The 18899-nt window shown below is 61.0% G+C and carries 13 protein-coding genes and 1 pseudogene; 1 reads left to right on the top strand and 13 read right to left on the bottom strand.

Annotated elements, in window-relative coordinates; genetic code table 11:
• Positions 1-75: 75 nt before the first annotated feature.
• The 13 genes and pseudogenes from argE to VGC62_RS12175 form a co-directional block, all read right to left on the bottom strand.
• On the bottom strand, positions 76-1233 hold the full coding sequence (gene argE / locus VGC62_RS12235; protein ID WP_331187344.1) for an acetylornithine deacetylase: 1158 nt from the start codon (positions 1231-1233) through the stop codon (positions 76-78).
• Positions 1230-2402, bottom strand: coding sequence for an FAD-binding oxidoreductase (locus tag VGC62_RS12230; RefSeq protein ID WP_331187343.1), 1173 nt, complete (start codon positions 2400-2402; stop codon positions 1230-1232). The genes argE and VGC62_RS12230 overlap by 4 nt, the downstream gene beginning before the upstream one ends.
• Positions 2399-3787 (bottom strand): FAD/NAD(P)-binding oxidoreductase, encoded by a 1389-nt coding sequence (locus tag VGC62_RS12225; protein ID WP_331187342.1) that lies wholly within the window; start codon positions 3785-3787, stop codon positions 2399-2401. Before VGC62_RS12225 ends, VGC62_RS12230 begins: the two co-directional genes overlap by 4 nt.
• A complete protein-coding gene (locus VGC62_RS12220) occupies positions 3772-4077 on the bottom strand; it encodes a (2Fe-2S)-binding protein (protein ID WP_331187341.1) in 306 nt (101 codons plus the stop codon). Before VGC62_RS12220 ends, VGC62_RS12225 begins: the two co-directional genes overlap by 16 nt.
• A complete protein-coding gene (locus VGC62_RS12215; RefSeq protein ID WP_331187340.1) occupies positions 4074-5918 on the bottom strand; it encodes an ABC transporter ATP-binding protein in 1845 nt (614 codons plus the stop codon). Before VGC62_RS12215 ends, VGC62_RS12220 begins: the two co-directional genes overlap by 4 nt.
• Position 5919: 1 nt before the next feature.
• Positions 5920-6762: an ABC transporter permease gene (locus VGC62_RS12210; RefSeq protein WP_331187363.1), complete on the bottom strand. Its 843-nt coding sequence runs from the start codon at positions 6760-6762 to the stop codon at positions 5920-5922.
• A 53-nt stretch (positions 6763-6815) separates the two neighbouring features.
• On the bottom strand, positions 6816-7772 hold the full coding sequence (locus VGC62_RS12205) for an ABC transporter permease (RefSeq protein WP_331187339.1): 957 nt from the start codon (positions 7770-7772) through the stop codon (positions 6816-6818).
• A 36-nt stretch (positions 7773-7808) separates the two neighbouring features.
• The gene (locus VGC62_RS12200; RefSeq protein WP_331187338.1) at positions 7809-9446 is read right to left on the bottom strand and encodes an ABC transporter substrate-binding protein; all 1638 of its coding nucleotides are present in this window, start codon (positions 9444-9446) and stop codon (positions 7809-7811) included.
• A gap of 107 nt (positions 9447-9553) precedes the next feature.
• A pseudogene (locus VGC62_RS12195) lies at positions 9554-10831 on the bottom strand (NAD(P)/FAD-dependent oxidoreductase).
• Between the two features lie 28 nt (positions 10832-10859).
• The gene (locus VGC62_RS12190) at positions 10860-11528 is read right to left on the bottom strand and encodes a haloacid dehalogenase type II (RefSeq protein WP_331187337.1); all 669 of its coding nucleotides are present in this window, start codon (positions 11526-11528) and stop codon (positions 10860-10862) included.
• Between the two features lie 476 nt (positions 11529-12004).
• Positions 12005-14002 (bottom strand): hydantoinase B/oxoprolinase family protein, encoded by a 1998-nt coding sequence (locus VGC62_RS12185; protein WP_331187336.1) that lies wholly within the window; start codon positions 14000-14002, stop codon positions 12005-12007.
• Between the two features lie 4 nt (positions 14003-14006).
• Complete coding sequence (locus VGC62_RS12180; protein ID WP_331187335.1) at positions 14007-16058, bottom strand: hydantoinase/oxoprolinase family protein; 2052 nt, start codon at positions 16056-16058, stop codon at positions 14007-14009.
• 196 nt (positions 16059-16254) lie between these two features.
• Positions 16255-17733: an aldehyde dehydrogenase family protein gene (locus VGC62_RS12175; protein WP_331187334.1), complete on the bottom strand. Its 1479-nt coding sequence runs from the start codon at positions 17731-17733 to the stop codon at positions 16255-16257.
• A 254-nt stretch (positions 17734-17987) separates the two neighbouring features.
• Between VGC62_RS12175 and VGC62_RS12170 the strand changes: the two genes are divergently transcribed.
• Complete coding sequence (locus VGC62_RS12170; RefSeq protein ID WP_331187333.1) at positions 17988-18860, top strand: GNAT family N-acetyltransferase; 873 nt, start codon at positions 17988-17990, stop codon at positions 18858-18860.
• Positions 18861-18899: the final 39 nt, after the last annotated feature.

The raw sequence follows: 18899 nt of genomic DNA, 5'->3' as shown, positions 1-18899 counted from the left end.
TTGAGGTCGGTGGCGTATGACTGATGCGCGTTTTTAACGCAGCATCACCGAGTGAAGCCACTTTTCGTGCAGAACCTAACACAAAGCGCCAAGCAAACCGCCCAGCCAGCGCTCGCAGGCTTGCAGTTGGGCAAGTTCGACGAACTCATCGGGTTTGTGAGCCTGTTCGATGGAGCCAGGCCCACAGACAACTACCGGGACATTCAGTCGTTGGTTGAACAGCCCGCCCTCGGTGCCAAAGGCCACTTTCAACGGGGGTGTATTCGATGGGGCGAAGGATTCGATAAAGCGCACCGCTGAAACGGTCGGGTGGGTTTCCAGTCCGGGGTAGTCCGTCAGGTTTTCGATTTCGATGGTGGCTTGCGGTGACAGTTGGCGCGCGGCCTTGACCAATGCCTCGGACTCTTCTTGCAGGCTGTTAAGTATCTGCTCGGGGGAGTCTGCTGCCAGATGGCGAATCTCGAAGTCCAGGACGCAGAGATTAGGCACGATGTTCAGCGCTTTACCGCCCTCGATTTTGCCCACGTGCAAGGTCGTATAGGGGATGTCATACGCATCGTCGCGATGGCCCTGTTCTGTCAGGTGTCGCTGGATCTTGCGCAGACTGGCGATAAAGTCGGTCGCCAGGTGAATGGCGTTGACGGACAGCGGCGCCAGTGAGGAATGCCCTTCAAGGCCATGGCAATGCGCCCGGAATGAGGCTTTGCCCTTGTGCCCCAGGGCCAGTTGCATCGACGTCGGCTCGCCGACGATGCACAGGAAGGGCCGCACCGGCGACTGTTCGAGGAAGGTCAGCAAGCGCCGGACGCCGACGCAGCCGATTTCTTCATCGTAGGACAGCGCCAGTTGCAAAGGACGCTTCAAGGGCCGATCGACAGCATCCAGCAGGGTGATCACCGCGCAGGCGATAAAGCCTTTCATGTCGCAACTGCCACGCCCGTATAAACGGCCCTCGCTGACATGGGCAGTGAAGGGCTCGACCGTCCATGCCTGACCGGCCACCGGGACTACGTCGGTATGCCCGGAAAGCAGGACACCCGGTACATCGGCGGGGCCGACACTGGCGAACAGGTTGGCTTTTTTGCCGGTGTCGTCATGGACCAGCGTGCACGCGATTCCCCGTGTTTCAAGCAATTGCTTGATGAACAGGATCAACTCCAGATTCGAGTCGCAGGACACCGTGGCAAATGCGATAAGGCGTTTGAGCAAGTCGAGGCTGCGCACCGTGCTCATCGGGCCAGACTCCCCGCCAGCGCGACGTCGAGCGGAGCCTGATACTGAGCGAAGCGGCTGATCAGGAAGGGCTCGATGGGTGTTGAGGTGGTGCCGGTGTCGATCAACTCGGCCATTACGTCACCCACGCCTGGGCCGAGTTGGAAGCCATGGCCGCAGAAACCAAAGGCGTAGTACAGGCCATCGACCTGATGGCTTGGCCCCATGATCGGGCGGTCGTCGACCACATAGCCTTCGACGCCGCTCCAGGTGCGGATGACATTCGCCCGGGCTAGCGCCGGTGCCACCCGTTTCAACTGAGGCAATTGAATGAGCAGACCTTTGGGCTCGGCGGCGGCGCGCAACGTATCGAGGTTCGGACGACTGCGATAGCAGCCGCCGAAAATGACGTTGCCACGGGGGATTTGCCGAAAGTAGATCACTTCTTCGGTCACATCGGAGAGCACGCCAACGACCTCCTTGAACACATAGGGCAAGGGTTCGGTGACGGCCATCTGCGGTCCATGGGGTTGCATAGGCACCGGCTCGCCGAATTGCGTGGACAGGCGTGATCCCCAGGCACCGGCGGTCACCAGCAGTCGCGGTGCCTGGAATTGTTCGCCCGACACACTGGTGACATGGAACAGTTCACCGACCTTGTCCACCGTGCTGATTTCTGTGTTTTCCCGAAGCTCGACCCCCTCGCGCACGGCGGCGCGAGCGAAGGCAGGTGCCGATAGTCGTGGGTTGGCATGCCCGTCGAAAGGCGCGTGGGAGGCGGCCATCACATCCGGCCCCAAGTAGGGGAATAGCGCGCGCATGGCGGCGCCCTGGTAGATGCGCAAGCCGAGTTCTCGGGCCTCGGGCGCTTGAGCATAGGTCTCAAGCCGGGTGATTTCTTCCGGGCGGAAACAGACGCGAAGATGCCCGGAGGGGATGAACTCGATGTCGTCTCCAATCAACTCCGGCAAGCGTCCCCAGATTTCACGGGAGCGGTTGGCCAGTGCCAGTTGCGGCAAGAAGCGCCCTTGACGACGGACATTGCCGAAGTTGGTGCCGCTGGCGTGTTGACCGACCAGACCGCGTTCGAGCAACAAGACAGAATATCCCCGGCGGCGCAGGAAAAAGGCTGCCGATGTGCCCATGATTCCGGCGCCCACGATAATGATGTCGGCATGCGGGTTGTTCATGGCGTGGTCTCGGTGCTGGGTTGGTTTTGCAGGGCGATGGTCAACGGGCGAATCGGCGCCTGGCCTCGCAGTCGTCCGACGCTTTGGAGGGGGACCGCTGCGGCGCTGGCGATGATTTCGGCGCCTGCCTGGGCACAATAACGCCCCTGACAGCGGCCCATGCCGACCCGGCTGAAGGCTTTGGCCCGGTTGGCTTCGCACGCGCCTTTGTCGCGCACCACAGCCCGCAGTTCACCGGCGCTGATGGCTTCGCAGCGACAGACGATTGCGTCATCCGCAAGCTCGGCGGCTTGTTGGGCGGGCCAGGGAAACGCCTGCGCCAAACCCAGTCGGAAGCGCTCTAGCGTCGCCAGGGCACTGCGTTGTTTTGCAATGAACGACTCGCTCAATGGTCGCCCCAGATCCTGCAACACCGTCGCCGCCACTAAACGGCCTGCGGCTTCGGCTGCGTCGGCACCGCGTACACGGGCACCATCGCCTGCGGCGTACACGCTTGGGGTTGAGGTGCGATACCCGTCGTCCAGGCTCAAGACCCATTGCTGGGTCGCTACCTCGAACTCGAATCGGCAATGGGCCAGATCGGCGAGTTGGGTCTCTGGCCGCAAGTGATAGCCCAGGGCGAGCGCATCGCATTGCAGACGATGGGGGCTGCCTTGGGCATCGGTGAACGCGACGCCCTGTACCCCAGCGGTGCCGTCGCCAAGTATTTCCAGCGGTTTGATGCCCATGTGCAGCGCAACGCCCGCGCGACGCAAGGTCAACATCAGGCGCATCCCGGTAAACAGTACGCCGGGGCGTGCCAGCATTTTTGGTAACGCTGCGAGCCGCAGCGCCATGGGTGAAGTGTCCAGCACTGCGGCGACGTCCGCGCCTGCTTTCACATACTGCGCCGCCACCAGATACAGCAGCGGCCCGCTGCCCATGAAGACAACACGATGCCCAATTGAGACTGCCTGTGCTTTCAATGCAATCTGGGCGCCGCCGAGGCTATAGGTGCCTGCGTGGTTCCAGCCCTTGACCGGCATCAGCCGATCCGTTGCGCCGGTACAGAGGATCAAGGCATCGAAGGGCACATCTTGTTGGCGGCCCTTGCAGAGGGTGTGCAGGGTTTTATCGGTCATGCCCCAGACCAGCGTATCGGGGCGATAGTCGATCTGCTCGCGCAAGGCGTCGAAACTACGGTGTAAAGCCTGCGCCTTATGGGCTTCGCTGCCGTAAAGCTCGGCATAGGAGCGTTTGAATCCTGGCGGCTGACGGCGATAGATCTGCCCGCCATCGCGGTTGTTTTCGTCGATGAGAATCGGCTTGATGCCCTGGCTTGACAGGATTTGCGCACAGCGAGTACCCGCCGGGCCAGCACCCACGATCACTACACGAGGTTCCATGGGGCCTCCGGTGGACGGGTGAGAATGCTCATGCCCTCACTGACGCTGGTGCCGCAGGCGCGCAGGCGCTCGCCCGATGCTGTCCAGACCCAGCAATCCTGGCAGGCGCCCATCAGGCAGAATCCGGCGCGGTTGCCATCGCCGAACTCCGATTGGCGCAGCGTGGGGCCTGCCGTAAGTATTGCCACCATCAAGGTGTCGCCCGCCAGGGCCGTGACCGGCTTGCCGTCGACCTCGATAGTGACGGTCGCGCGGGCGGTTTCACCCAGGCGCTTGAAGCGAGGTGTCATGAGGGCTCTCCTTGGAAAACGGGCTCGGGTCGCGATTGCAAGTTAATAAGCTCGTCACCGCTGTGATGGCAGGCGATGTCATTGCCGCCCGGCAGGTGTTTAGTTGAGGGGGCCGTCAGGTTGCACAGGCCGTCGATGCGAACCGGGCAGCGGTCCAGAAACGTGCACAGTTCGGTGTGCGGCGGGCCATTGGTAAACGGGTAGGGCAGGCGCGCATGCAGCGGCTGTTCTTCGAGCCAATGAGGACGGAGTTGGGGCACCGATGTGGTCAGCAGATGGGTATAGGGGTGCAGCGGTTGAAGGCTCAAGGTCGTGCGGTTGCCGACCTCCACTTGATGCCCGGAGTAGAGCACCACGACTTCGTCGCACAGCGCTTTTACCGTAGAAATATCGTGACTGATGAACAGATAGGACAGCCCCAGGTCACGCCGCAACTCGCTGAGCAAGTCAAGAATCGCCGCACCCACCACCGTGTCCAGTGCCGAGGTCACTTCATCGCAAAGAATGACTGACGGCTCGGCGGCCAGCGCTCTGGCCAGATTGACGCGTTGTTTCTGCCCGCCCGACAACTGGCCCGGATAACGCTTGGCGACCGCGAGTGGCAATTGCACCCGGTCGAGCAGTTCGGCCAGTCGGCGCTGGCGTTGGGCATGGTTCATGGCGTGATAGATTTTTAGCGGGCGGCACAGAATCTGCTCGACGGTATGGGCCGGGTTCAGCGCCGTGTCGGCGTTTTGATAAACCAGTTGAATGCGCCGAAATTGGTCGGGCGTGCGTTCACTCAGAGTGCTGGGCAGGGGTTGATCATTGAACAGTATTTTGCCGCGTGCCGGTTTGAGCAAACCGGCAATCACCCGCGCGAGGGTGGATTTGCCGGAGCCCGATTCGCCGATGATGCCGATGGCTTCGCCTTTATGCAGGCTGATGTTGATATCGTCCAGCACGCGGAAGGTCGGCAGCCCCAGATGATCGAGGCGACCGTAGCCCGCGACCAGCCCACGCACTTCCAGCAACGGCGCCTGGGTGGTCGGCGTGAACGGCGAAAGCATGGCGGCTTCGGGTTGCGCGGCCTTTAACAGGCTTTGGGTATAGGTGTCTTCGGGCGCTGTCAGCAGGTGCTCAGTGGTATTGCATTCGCGGATGGCGCCGTTCTTGAGTACCAGAATCCGGTCTGCCATTTGCGCCACCACCGCCAGGTCGTGGGACACATAGACCGCCGTAATGCCGCGCTCTTTCATCACGCTCTTGAAGGTGCGCAGTACATCGATCTGGGTCGTGACGTCCAGTGCCGTGGTCGGTTCGTCGAGAATCACCAGCACCGGGTCAGTGATCAGCGCCATAGCCGCCATGACGCGTTGCAGTTGCCCGCCAGAGACCTGATGCGGATAGCGCTCGCCGATGGTTTTCGGATCGGGCAGGGCCAGCGCGGCGAAGAGGTCTATCGCTCGCTTGCGGGCTTGGGCACGCGAAAGCAGGCCGTGAATCAGTGCACTTTCGATGACCTGATCCAACAGGCGTTTGGAGGGATTGAACGCCGCCGCTGCGCTCTGGGCGATATAGGCGACCGTGCGGCCACGCAATGTATAAAGTCCGGCGCTGTCCAGGGACAACACCTGGGTCTGGCCGATGCGTACCGAGCCTGCGCTGATGCGGCAACCGTCACGCGCATAACCCAGCAACGAGAGGGCGATGGTGGTCTTGCCTGAGCCGGACTCGCCGATCAGCGCCAGCACTTCGCCTTTGCCCAGCTCGAAACTCACCCCTTTGACGATTTCGTTCTCGCTACCGTCGGCAGCACTGGCGACGACGCGCAGATCGTTGACCTCAATCAGTGAGCCCATGTCAGAACCCCCCGCGACGGCGGGCCGAGAAGCTGTCGATCAACAGGTTCACGCCAATGGTCAGGGTGCCAATACTCAAGGCGGGAAAAATCACTGCGGGAGCGCCCTGGCTCAGGGCGCCGATATTCTCGCGTACCAGGGAGCCGAGGTCGGCGGCAGGCAATTGCACCCCCAACCCGAGAAAACTCATGCCGCTGAGCAACAGCACGATGAACACGAAGCGCAGCCCGAAATCGGTCAGCAAAGGCGTGATCATGTTGGGCAGCATTTCCACGGCGGCGATGTACACCCGGTTTTCGCCGCGAGTGCGTGCGACCTGAACGTATTCCATTTCGCTGATGTTCATTGCCAGGCTACGGGCGATCCGATACGCCCCTGGCGTGTAGCCGATGACTGCCATGGTGATCAGCAACGGCACCGAGGAGCCGAACACCGAGACCATGACCAATGCCAGCATTTTGCTGGGCATCGAGATCAACGCATCGACGATTCGGCTCAGCACTTCTTCGACCCAGTGGTTGGACAGGACCGCCAGCAGCGCCAGAGATGTGCCGGCAAAGCAGGCCAGGACAGTGGCCGCCAGAGCAAGGCCGATGGAGTAACGTGCGCCGTCGAGGATGCGGCTGAGCATGTCCCGGCCGATAAAATCGGTGCCTAGCCAGTGCTGCCAACTGTAGGTCTCAAACACATCCGCGGTGCCCATCGCCGCCGGGTCATAAGGGGTTATCCAACTGCCGAAAAGGGCGATGAATAACCAGAAAACCACCAGTACCGCACCGATGATACCGCTGACGGACCAGCCGGGGCGGCGTGTGGCTATCGGGCTGGAACATTGCGTGGTCATGGGCTCCAGCTCAATAGCGGCGGCCGGACGCTGCGCAGTAGCAAGGACTTTGCTCATGGGTTTCTCAGCCTCGGGTTGGAAAGAGTGGCGCAGATATCGGCCAGGATCAGCAAGAACAGATAGGCGCTGCAAAACATCATCGCGCACGCTTGAATCAGTGGCATGTCACGGTTGCCCACCCCGTCGACCATCAACTTTGCGATGCCGGGGTAATTGAAAATCGTCTCGACGATCACCGCCCCGCCGATCAGGTACGAAAGGCTTACGGCGATGGCATTGGCGATCGGGCCGATGGCGTTGGGCAGGGCATGGGCCAGGATGACGCGTACCGGGCGCACACCTTTGAGCCGGGCCATTTCGATGTAGGGTTTGTTCAGTTGATCGATCAGTGCCGCACGGGTCATGCGGGCCATTTGCGCCACGATCACGCAACACAGGGTGGCCACTGGCAGGGCGTAGGCGCGAATGAATGCCAGTGGCGAATTGACGTCCTGGGCGAAGGTCAGTGCCGACAGCCACTGCAACTTCACCGCGAAAATGAACACCGCCAGGGTTGCGACCAGAAACTCTGGAATCGCGACCATGGACAGCGTGAACACGTTAAGCAAGCGATCGAAAATCCCGCCCCGGAACATGGCTGAACTGATCCCGATCAGCAATGCCAGGGGAACCGAGATCAAAGTCGTAGCGCCTGCCAGCATCAATGAGCTGGCAAGGCGTGAGCCGATCAATTCACTGATCGGCATCTGGCTGGAAAGCGACATGCCCAGATCACCCTGCAACAGCCCCGTCAGCCAGACCAGGTAACGCAGCAGCGGCGGTCTTTCCAGGCCCATTTGTGCCCGCAACGCAGCCAATTGCTCGGGCGTCGCGAATTGCCCGAGCGACTGTTGCGCGGCATCGCCGGGCAGCAGCGCGGTTACGAAGAAGACCATCAGCGAGACAATCAACAGGGTCAGCATGATCCCGCCGATGCGCTGTATCAGGAACAAATAAGTCTTGGAATTCATGGCCGCGGCCTCCTGCATCAATCAATCGAGGAAGCGTCAGGCCTCCAGCCAGACGTGTTCGGCAAACATGTAGCCCATGAAGCCACCGACCGGAATCGGGTGGTAGCCTTTGAGTTTTTTCGAGATGCCGTCAATGGTGCTGACGAATATCGGCAAGGCAATACCGCTGTGCTGATAAATCAGGGTCTGCATATCGGCGTACATCTGTTTACGGGTGCTTTCATCGCGCTCGGCACGCGAGTTCACCAGCAGTTGGTCGAACTGATCGTTTTTCCAGCCTGACTCGTTCCAGCTTGCGTCGGACTTGAAAAACTGCGACAGCAAAATGTTTGCGGTAGGACGTGCATTGACACTGCCAAACCCCATCGGGTCTTTCATCCAGTGGGTGTCCCAATAACCGTCGGCCGAGACCCGGTTGACCTTCAGATTGAGCCCTGCCAGCTTGGCCGATTGTTGCAGGACAACGGACATTTCGTTTGCGCCGTCCGGCGAGGAGGACGTCACGATTGGCAGGCTGGCCCCTGACAGCCCTGCTTTGTTGAGCAAGAATTTGGCTTTTTCCGGGTCGTAAGGGCGTTGCGGCAAATCGGCGAAGTAATACGGGGTGCCCGGCATGATCGGTTGATCGTTGCCAATGACCCCATAGCCGAGGAACACCGACTTCAGGATATTCTCCCGATCAAACAGCAGCTTCATCGCTTCGACCACGGTCGGATCACTGAAGGGCGCTTGGTTTACGCGCATGATCAGGTTGGTGTAAGTGCCCGCATTGGTGGACTGTACCCAGGTTCCGGGGCTGCTGTTGATGCGTTTGGCCGAGCGCGGATCAACCGAGTTGATCAGGTGGACGTCGCCCGCCAGCAACGCATTGACCCGTGAAGGCTCGTCGCCGATGCCGATCAGTTCGATTTCGTCCAGGTACGGTTTGCCCGGCTTCCAGTAATTTTCGTTACGCACCGCGACGGTGCTTACCCCCGGTTTGAACGACTTGCATTTAAACGGCCCGGTGCCGTTTGCGGTGGTGAATGCCGTGGTGCCATCGGCAATGATCAAGAAGTGCGACACCGCCATGACTGCGGGCAACTCGGCGTTGGCAGAGACCAGCCGAATCTGCACTTCGTCCGGCGCAGTGGCCTTGACCTCGGCGAACTGATCGGCCAGTGGCTTGACCTTCGAGCCGGTCAGTGGCTCCTTGTGGCGCATCAGCGAATACACCACGTCTGCCGCGCTGAAGGGTTTGCCATCGTGGAAGGTGACGTCCTTGCGCAGCTTGATGGTCCACAGCAGGGCGTCGTCCGTTTCGAACGCAGTTGCCAGTGTCATCTGCGGCACGAGTTTTTCATCGAAGGTGGTGAGGCCGTTGTAAAACATGTTGTGGCGGGCGTAGTCGGTCGAAAACGCACCTTTGGCCGGGTCCAGCGTGTCGGCGGTCGAGGTGGAGGTGCTCGCAACGCGAATTTTGCCGCCCCGCTTGGGCGTTTCCGTGGCCGCCGAATCCTGGGCGAAGACCGAGCCGCTGGCGCTGAGCAGAGAGCCTACACCGCTGGCCATCAGCCCGGCACCGCCGAGCAGTCGCATCGCATCGCGTCGCGACATGCCGCGATTGATCGCTTCAAATACCCCCACGCTGACTTCAGAACCTACCAACAAGCTTCCTTCTTTTTTCTCGGTCATCTTATGGCTCTCACGTTAAGTTCAATGTCGGCTGCGCAAATGGCCAGCCGGCCCTAAAGCTCTACAACCCACTTACACCGGCACACTGCTTTGGAGCCGATGACCGTTTATGACCAGCGGTCCTGCAATTTGTAATAAGCGCCTACTAACGGCAGGAACCAGGGCTTGCCGAAATGCCCCGCAATAGCGGGCCACTTCATCGAGCGCCAAGGATTTCCCGCCGTTTTGCCTTCCAGCACATCGGCCATCACCCGGCCCATGTGTACTGACATCTGCACCCCATGACCGCTGTAACCCATCGCATAGAACATGCCGTCCTGCTCGCCGGCACGGGGCAGGCGGTCGGCTGTCATGTCGACGATGCCGCCCCAGCAGTAATCGATACGTGCATTGCTTAAGGTGGGGAACATGCCGTGCAGCGATGCGCGCAGCACCTCGCCGCTCTTGGCGTCAGAGCGCGGGTTAGACATGGCGAAGCGCGCCCGGCCACCAAAAACCAGGCGGTTATCCACGGTGGTGCGGAAGTAGTTGCCAACGATGCGGCTGGTCACGTAGGTGCGGCGCTTGGGCAACAACTGGTCGAGGGTGGCCACGTCCAGCGGCTCGGTGGCGATGATGAAGCTGCCCACGGGCACGATCCGCCGTCAGAACCATCGGAAGGGCCCCGATAACGAGCTGCCGGTGGCCAGCAAAATCTGTTTGGCTTCGATCACGCCGCGAGCGCAGGTCACGCGAAAGCGGCCATCCGACAAGCGCTGGATATCGGTTACGGCTGCGTGCTCGAAGACTTTTGCCCCGTGGCGAACCGCCGCTTCGCCCAGCCCGACGCCGAAACGGCCCATGTGCATCTGGCCGCCATTGTCCTGGATCAGCCCGCCAAAAAAGCCATCGGTGCCCACCTCGTCGCGAATGCGCTCAGGGGGGACCAGATGCACGGCGGGGTCCACATGGCGGCGAATCAGCTCATAGGAGCGGGCCAGCCCGTCATAGTGCTTGGCCTTGGCCGCCAGCTTGAGTTTGCCGGTCTTGCGGTAGTCACAGTCGATCTGCTCTTCGGCGATGACCGATTCGACGGTCGCGACGGCCTCGGCATAAGCCCGATAAAAGGCTTTGGCGGTTTCCACCCCGTGCTCTGCCACCAAGCCGGCATAATCCTGCGCCACACCGGTATTGCAATGGCCTCCGTTACGCCCCGACGCTTCACCGACGATGCCTCCGGCTTCGAGTACGACGACATCGGCATTGCGTTTGGCCAGGGTCAGTGCCGCCGACAGCCCGGTAAAACCCGCGCCGATCACCACTACATCGGCGCGGCCTTCGACCGGGCCTTGCGCGGCGCCCGTGAAGGGCGGTGCGGTGTCCAGCCAAAACGATTCAGAAGCCATGCCTTACTCCTCGATGAATACGCGGCCGTTACAGACCGACGACGGCGGCGAGGCCGCCGATATCCTTGATTTCGGTGTTCTTGTAGAACGGCGTGCTGGGCTCGTGACCACGGTTGACGAACACCTTGTTGGTGATGTTCATGTAGTCCGCCGGGATCAGGTCGTAACGGAAGCTCGAAGACACATGCAATACGTCTTGCGGGCCACAACCCAGGTTGTCGAGCATGTACTCGAAGGCTGCCAGACGCGGTTTGTAGGCCTGGCCTTGCTCAGCGGTGAAGACTTTGTAGAAAGGCACGCCGAGCTTGTCGACGTTGGACATGATCTGGCTGTCGGCAGCGTTGGAGTAAATCACCAGCGGGATTTTGTCGGCGATTTTCGCAAGGCCCGCGGTGACATCGGCATGCGGGCCCCAGGTCGGAACTGCGTCGTAGTACTGCTGACCTTCGTGGTCGTGGTATTTGATGCCCCAACGCTTGCAGGTCCGTTCCAGGGCTGATTTGATGACCTGATCGTAAGGCTGCCAGGCGCCCAGTACCTCGTCGAAACGATAGCCGTTGAAATCTTTGACGAAGGTGTCCATCAGTTCCTTGGGAACACGATCAGCGAACATCTGCCGGGCAATCGTGCCCATCTGAAAGTTGGTCAGGGTGCCGTAGCAGTCGAAGGTGATGTACTTGGGGCGAAAGATTGTCATGGTGATGTCCTGTTTAACTGCCGTTGTCGAGGAGCCAGAGCAAAGCATTTGTTTTGCAGGCTTGGTCTGGGGGCACAAGCATTACAGCACCAACGTTTAAGCAGATGCCGTTTAAACCGCCCCCTGCAAAAACACAAATCACCGTTTTGATCCCCGCCCTCAGCATTGTTTGCCGAGTGCGTCAGGCTGGGGCGCAGGCCCCGTCATAGGGGGGCTCATGCACATTCCTGACGCATATCCGGGCAAAAGGCGCCGGGACGCCCAACCGGGCAAAAAAAAGCGCCTGTACCCCGCAAGGTGCAGACGCCAGAACCGCTGTGAGGCGGTATCAAGCAGGATGTGCTGTCAGGTTCTGTACGAAAAGTGGCTGCGCTCGGTGATGCTGCGTTAAAAACAGGCTCGGAATGCTCATTTAGGGGCCTAAACTCCGCTTCCTCGCCTGTTTTTGCCTTGCCTGACCTTCGCTCGCCGACTTTTCATACAGAACCTAGGGCTCGCAGCTCAGGGTAGTGCTCGCGCTGTTGCTCGAATAGCTGATGGATCAGTTCACCGGCGGCGCTTTCCGGTGCATGACTGGCCAGGTGCGCGTCCAGCGCCTCGAACAAGCGGTGTTTGAGAAAGAAACGCCAGTTGACCGGTACGCTCGCCAGGCACTCGGTCAGGGCGGCGTAGCGTTCGCGGGTCCACTTGCGCTCGAACGCGGTCCGAAACGGGCCGTACTCGAAATGCCCGAGCAGCGGTGCACGGGGCTGGTCGCGCAATGCTGCGGTTGCTGCGGTATCGACCTGCCCGTCGATAATCGCCACGCCGTAATCGGCATGGGCCTGCTGCAAAGAGACATAGCCACACATGACATCTTTGAGTACGCGCTCAGGTGCCCGTTCGAAGGGGTCGCCATAACCGCCTGCGCCTGCGCCCACCAAGCGAATGACATCGCCGGGCTGGCAGTTGACCAGATCGGTATTGCCCAACACTTCGGCCTGTTCGGTGTCCGGGTTTCGGGTGAATAACGAATTCGCCCCGGCCTTGCCACCGAGCACTCCCCATGAGGCGAACCGGCTGCGGTCGCGGTTGCGCGCGGTGACCAGTGAGCCAGGCGAGAACACCTGGAATTCCATGACCAGCCCCAGGCCACCCCGGTATTTCCCGGCACCGCCCGAACCCGGTGCCAGGCAATAACGCTTGATCAGGATCGGCACTTCGGCTTCGTTGATTTCCACCGGGGTATTGCGCAAGAACGCATTGTTGGCGCCCGAGGCGTCCGGACCATCGGCGAATGGCATGCCGCCCGCACCACCGCCGACCGGGCCGATGGAGGCCATGACTTGCCGGCCGTCGCGGCCGAGGGTTTTGACGTTCATGATTGCCAGACCGCCTGCCGAGCAGGCGGGTAACCGATCCGGCAGGGCTTGGGAAAACGCACCGAACGTCAGCATGTGCGTCAGCTTGCAGGTAAGGCTGCGCATGCCGACCGCTGCGGGCGCCTGGGCATTGACCACCGTACCTTCTGGCAAAATGCAGCGCACCATCCGGTACACCCCGGCATTGAGCAAGATGTCGGGGGAGAGCGTGTAGAGGACGTAATTCAGGCCCACCAGCATCAGTGCATGGCGTTCGTGGCCACCGGTCGGGATGTTCAACGACGAGGCAAGCTGAGGGTCGCTGCCGCTGTAATCCATTTCCAGTTCATCGCCGCGGATGCGCAAGGTCAGGGCCACGCGCAACGGCTTACCGTTAACGCTGTCTTCGTCGGCGTATTCGGCGAAGAAGTATTCGCCATCGGGCATGGCACGCACCAAGGTGCGGGCCTGTTGCTCGCCATAGTCGAGCAGGGCGTACATACCGGATTCAAATGTCTCGATCCCAAAGCGCTGGATGATTTCCAGCACACGGCGCTCGCCGGTCATCAACATGCCGATTTCGGCTTTGAGGTCGCCACGGTTTTGCTCCGGCGCCCGCACGTTGATCGACATCAGTTGCAGCAAGCTTTCATCCAGCACACCTTCGCGCACCAGCTTGCACGGCGGAAAACGAATCCCTTCCTGATGGATTTCGGTCAGGGTCCGCGACAGGGACGCAGGCACCGCGCCACCCATGTCCGTGTTATGGATATGCCCGCCAACGAAGCAGACGATGCGCCCGTCATAGAACACCGGTTTCCACATGACGATATCCGGCGAGTGCGTCGCGACGTAACCGCTGTACGGGTCGTTGGTCATGCAGATATCGCCGGGCCGGTAGTCGTCGATCAGTTCCAGCACGCCCTTGTAATCCAGGCCGGTGTACCACGTAGCGCCCAGGGTTTTGGGCGAGGCGAAGGTCTGACCATCGGGGGTCAACATCGCGCAGGAAAAGTCCTCGGTCTCCTTGACGAAGGTCGAGTGGGCGGTGCGCACCAGGGTGTAGGCCATGCTCTCAGCCGCCGCGCTGCAATAGTTGGCGAAAATTTGCAGTGCTGTCTTGTCGATTGCCATTGATTCAGTCCTCAACGTGGGCGTTGGTCAGGATAAGCGTGCCGTAGGCGTCGACACAGCCATTGAAGCCGGGCAAGACGCAGGTGGTGGTGTCGTCCTGGGCGATGACGGCCGGGCCGCTGAAGGTTTGCCCGGCCAGCAAGTCGCCACGTAGATAGAGCGGGGCGTCGTGGTAGGCCGCATCGAGCCAGACCTTGATCCGGGCGTGGACTTTGGGTGTGCCGGTGCCTGTGGCGATCAATTGCAGACGGGGTTTGGGCGTCTGCGCACTGATGACCAAGCGCAAGGCCACCACCTGAATGGCGGCCAGCGGGTCGCTGTGACCGTAAAGGCGGGCATGTTCCTGGTGAAACGCGGCGGTGAAGCCCGGCAAGTTCCCGGCGCGCAACGCGCTAATGTCCACGGGTGTATCGATTTCGAACGATTGGCCCTTGTAGCGCATGTCTGCCGAGACCTGCACCCGGGCACTGTCCGGGTCGCCGGTTTGAGTCGCCATCCAGTCGCGTGCGCTTTGTTCCAGGACGCTGAGGTCTTCGCCCAGACGCGCCAGACTGGCTACCGACAAGTCGTAATAGGTGGTTTTGACGAAATCGTTGCGGGTGTCGGCAATCAGGCCGCCCAGCGCGCTAAGCACGCCAGGGGTGGTGGGCACGACGACTTGGTGCATGTTCAATGCCCGGGCCAAGTGGCAGGCCAGCATCGGTCCGGCACCGCCGAACGGGATCAAGGCGAAGATTCGCGGGTCGATACCGAAACGCGAAACGATCCGGCTGACGCCGGTGTACATCCCGGAAACCGAGACATTGATGATCGCTTCGGCGGTACGCAACACATCGTAGCCAAGGGCTTGCGCCAGGGGCTCGATGGCCCTGCGCGCAGCATGCCCGTCGACTTGCACGGCGTTATAGCCCAGATCGGCCTGACCCAGAACGCCCAGGACGGCAAAGGCATCGGTGATGGTCGGGCGAGTGCCGCCGCGTCCATAGCAGACCGGGCCAGGGTTTGAACCGGCACTTTCCGGACCGACCTTGAGCACGCCGAACTCGTCGACCCAGGCAATCGAACCGCCGCCATCGCCAATGGAGGACACCGACACCGAAGGAATGTGAATTTGATAGTCGCCGATGTACTCGCCGGTCGCGTATTGCGGTTGGCCGTCGACGATCAGCGCCACGTCAGCCGTGGTCCCGCCGATATCCAAGCTCATGCAGTTGGGCAAGGCGCATTGTTGCGCAATATAAGCAGCGCCCATCACACCTGATGCCGTGCCGGACAGAATCATCTGCACGCATTGGCTCTTGCCGCTTTCGGCGCTCATGATGCCGCCGTTGGACTTGGTTACTTTAAGCTCGGTCGGTACGCCTGCCTCGCGCAACGCTTGTTGGAGCGAGCCCAGGTAATGCGCCACTTTGGGCTGCACATAACCGCCAATGACCGCTGTCAGTGTTCGCTCATACTCACGAATGATCGGCCATACATCTGCCGAGCAGGACACGAAAAAGCCGGGCATGGCTTTTTCGATCAAGGCTTTTACCTGATGTTCATGAGCGGGGTTGCGATAGCTGTGCAACAGTGAAACCACGACGCCCTCACAGCCTGCCTTGCGCAGGCCTTCGACGGCATCGAGTACGCTGCGTTCATCGATGGGCGCCAGCTCGTCGCCATCGGCATTCAAGCGACCGTCGACCCCGTACACCCGCTCCCGAGGCACCAGCGCGGGTGGGCGGTTGGACATCAAGTGGTACATGTCCGGGATCTTCAAGCGCGCGATGTCGAGCACATCTTCAAAGTGGCGCGTGGTGATCAGGCCCAGGCGCACGCCTTTGCGTTGCACCACGGCATTCACGCCCACCGTGGTGCCATGGGTGAAATGCACCACATCGCGCGGGTCGATGCCGTAGCGCTCGCGCAGGCTTTGCATGCCTTGCAAGACTTCACTGCCGGGGCTGTCGGGTCGGGAAAACACCTTCAGGGTCCGCAAGGTCCCGTGCTCATCGTCCAGAACTGCGAAATCGGTAAAGGAACCGCCTATGTCCACGCCGATGCGTAGCCCCATCGTAATGCCCTCTGCTAAATACGGTTATCGGTAAGTCCGGGAGCGGGCAGCGACGCTGCGCCCTTGGGCTGATTACAGCATCCGGCCCCCAGCAGATGCGCTGTCATCCCCGAGCGGGAACACCACGAAAGCTGGTTTTTATGTCTTGGTACAGCACGTCCTGCCGGGGAGGGGCACGAGCCCCTCTTCAGCGCAGTCAATAGTCGGTGATATCGATCAACACGCTCTTGAAACGCAAGTTCGATTCGAAGGCCGCACGGCCCAGATCTTTGCCGATGCCGGATCGTTTGTAGCCGCCGGTGGGGATGATCCAGTCTGCGCTGCGCCCATAGCGATTGACCCAGACCGTACCGACTTCGAGTTTGCGAACCGCGCGCATCGCCCGTCCCAGGTCGGCGGTGTGCACGCCTGCGGCCAGCCCGTAAGTCGGATGGTCTGCCAGCGCCAGGCCTTGTTCTTCATCGTCGAAAACCTGAACCGTGAGTACCGGGCCAAAGATTTCTTCGAGCACGGCCGGGTTGTCCGCATCGACGCCCAGCAGCAGGGTCGGCTCATAAAAAGCCCCGCCTTGGAGGGTGTCGAACAGCTTGCCGCCGGTCAGTACCTCGGCACCGGCCGTGCGGCTACGGGTCACGATGGTGTCGATGCGGTTGGCTTGTGCCGCAGAAATGATCGGCGCCAGTGTGGTGTTTTCATCCCAGGTGCGGCCGGGCTTGAGCAGGGCGAAGGCTTTTTGGATTTCGTCTATCAGCGGTTCGAGTACAGCCCGTTGCACGATCAGCCGTGACCCGGAAACACACACTTGACCGGCATTGCCGGTGATGGCCTTGGCGATGCTACGGGCAGTGCGCGCCAGGTCCGGGACATCGGCGAACACCAGTTGCGGGCTTTTGCCACCCAACTCCAGCGTCACCGGTTTCGGGCCGCTCTCGGCGCAGGCGGTCATGATCGCCGCGCCGGTGGCGGTGGAGCCGGTGAAGGTGACTTTGCTGATCTTCGGGTGTTTGCACAGGGCCATGCCAGTGACCCGGCCATTGCCCTGCACCACGTTGAAAATCCCTGCGGGCAGGCCGGCGACAATCGCCAGTTCAGCCAGACGCAGGCAAGAGAACGGCGTCATTTCCGACGGCTTGAACACCACGGCATTACCTGCCGCTAGCGCCGGGGCGATTTTCCAGCAGGCCATGCTTAGCGGGAAGTTCCACGGTGCGATGGCGGCGATCACCCCATACGGCTCGCTGATTTGCATGCCCAGATGATCGGTGGCGGTAGCTGCGACCTCGCCACCAACCTTGTCGGCGAATTCGGCAAAAAACCGAATGCCTTCCGCCACGGACGGAATGTCCCAGGCAATGGTCTCGCTGATCGGCCGCGTCGAACCCACCGATTCGAGAGGTGCGAGGGTTGCCACGTCGGCTTCGATCAAATCGGCCCAGCGGCGCATCACACGGGCGCGTTCCCGGGGCGGCCTGGATGCCCAGTCACTGGTTTTGAACGCCCGCCAGGCATTCTCCACGACCTCATCGACACACGCTGCGTCGGCTATTGGCAGCCCGGCATAGGATTGCGCGTCCGAAGGCCGTTGGACATCCAGCATGGCCGCCGCGTCGCGGTATAGGCCGCCGATGAAGTGTGCGCAGCGCACGTTCACGTTCAGGGGGTCGAAAGATGACATGGCGAACTCCAGGGGCGAATAGCGGAAAAATAGGGCTCCATCCTAGAAATATTTTCGCGGCATATGCTGCCGAGTCGCGGGCATGCCAAGGCACTAATTTCGCTAATTCTGTGCAGCGTCAGTCATATCTGCCGAAGTGCCGGATATCGGTGCATTCCAAGGGGTTGAACGCTGACGAAGGTGCTCGGCAGGTGGCTGGAAATAGGCTGCCGGTAATGCCAGAGTGCGCGTGATACCACTCAGGAAGCCTGTTTATGTCCATGACGTCTGCCCCTGCCCAGATGCGCCTGCGGCCTATGACCGATGATGATTTGAATGCCGCGTATGCGCTTTCGCAAAAGCTCAAATGGCCGCATCGGCTGGAGGACTGGCAGTTGATGCACCGCGTCAGCCGGGGCTTTGTCGCCGAGGATGCGCAGGGCGTCTTTGCGACGGCGTTCTGCTGCGTGCAAGGGGCGTTCAGCACGATTGGTCTGGTGATCGTTTCCGACGAGCGTCAAGGGCAGGGGTTCGGGCGCAAGTTGATGGAACTCGCTCTGGCGGCAAGCGATTGCGCCACCGCGACGCTGGCGGCGACCGTCGCCGGTACGCCCCTGTACGCCAGCCAGGGTTTCGAGGCGTATGAGCAATTGTCACAGCATCAGGGCACCGTGCTCGTCGCTCCCGAGCCCGTCAGCCAGACAACAGTCAGCCAGACAACAACGCTGCGCCCTGTAGACAGTCGCGATCATGCCGCGTTACTGGCCCTGGCATCGGCAGGCAGTGGTCTGGAGCGGCAAACTGTGCTGGCTGAAATTCTCGCCATCGGCGAAGCGGCCTACGTTATCGAGCGGGAAGGAGCGCTGGTCGGATTTGCCGTATTGCGGCCCTTCGGGCGCGGCAGTTCCATCGGCCCAGTGATCGCTGAATCCGCGCAACAGGCCCAGGCATTGATCAGCAGACTACTTGCCCAAAGTGTCGGCCGCTTCGTGCGTATCGACGTCACCGCAAGCAGTGGATTGGGCCCGTGGCTGGAACAGTTCGGCCTGGCCGACGTCGGCACCGTCGTGCAGATGTCTCGCGGCCCGGCACCGCAGGCGTGCGGTGCTGTCCGGCAGTTTGCGGTCATTACCCAGGCGTTGGGCTGAGCAAGGGTATCGGTAACGATCAAGCAATCTTGGTTGAGA

This window comes from Pseudomonas sp. (assembly GCF_036404235.1).
Lineage (GTDB): Bacteria > Pseudomonadota > Gammaproteobacteria > Pseudomonadales > Pseudomonadaceae > Aquipseudomonas.
This window is presented reverse-complemented; position numbering and strand designations above follow the sequence as displayed.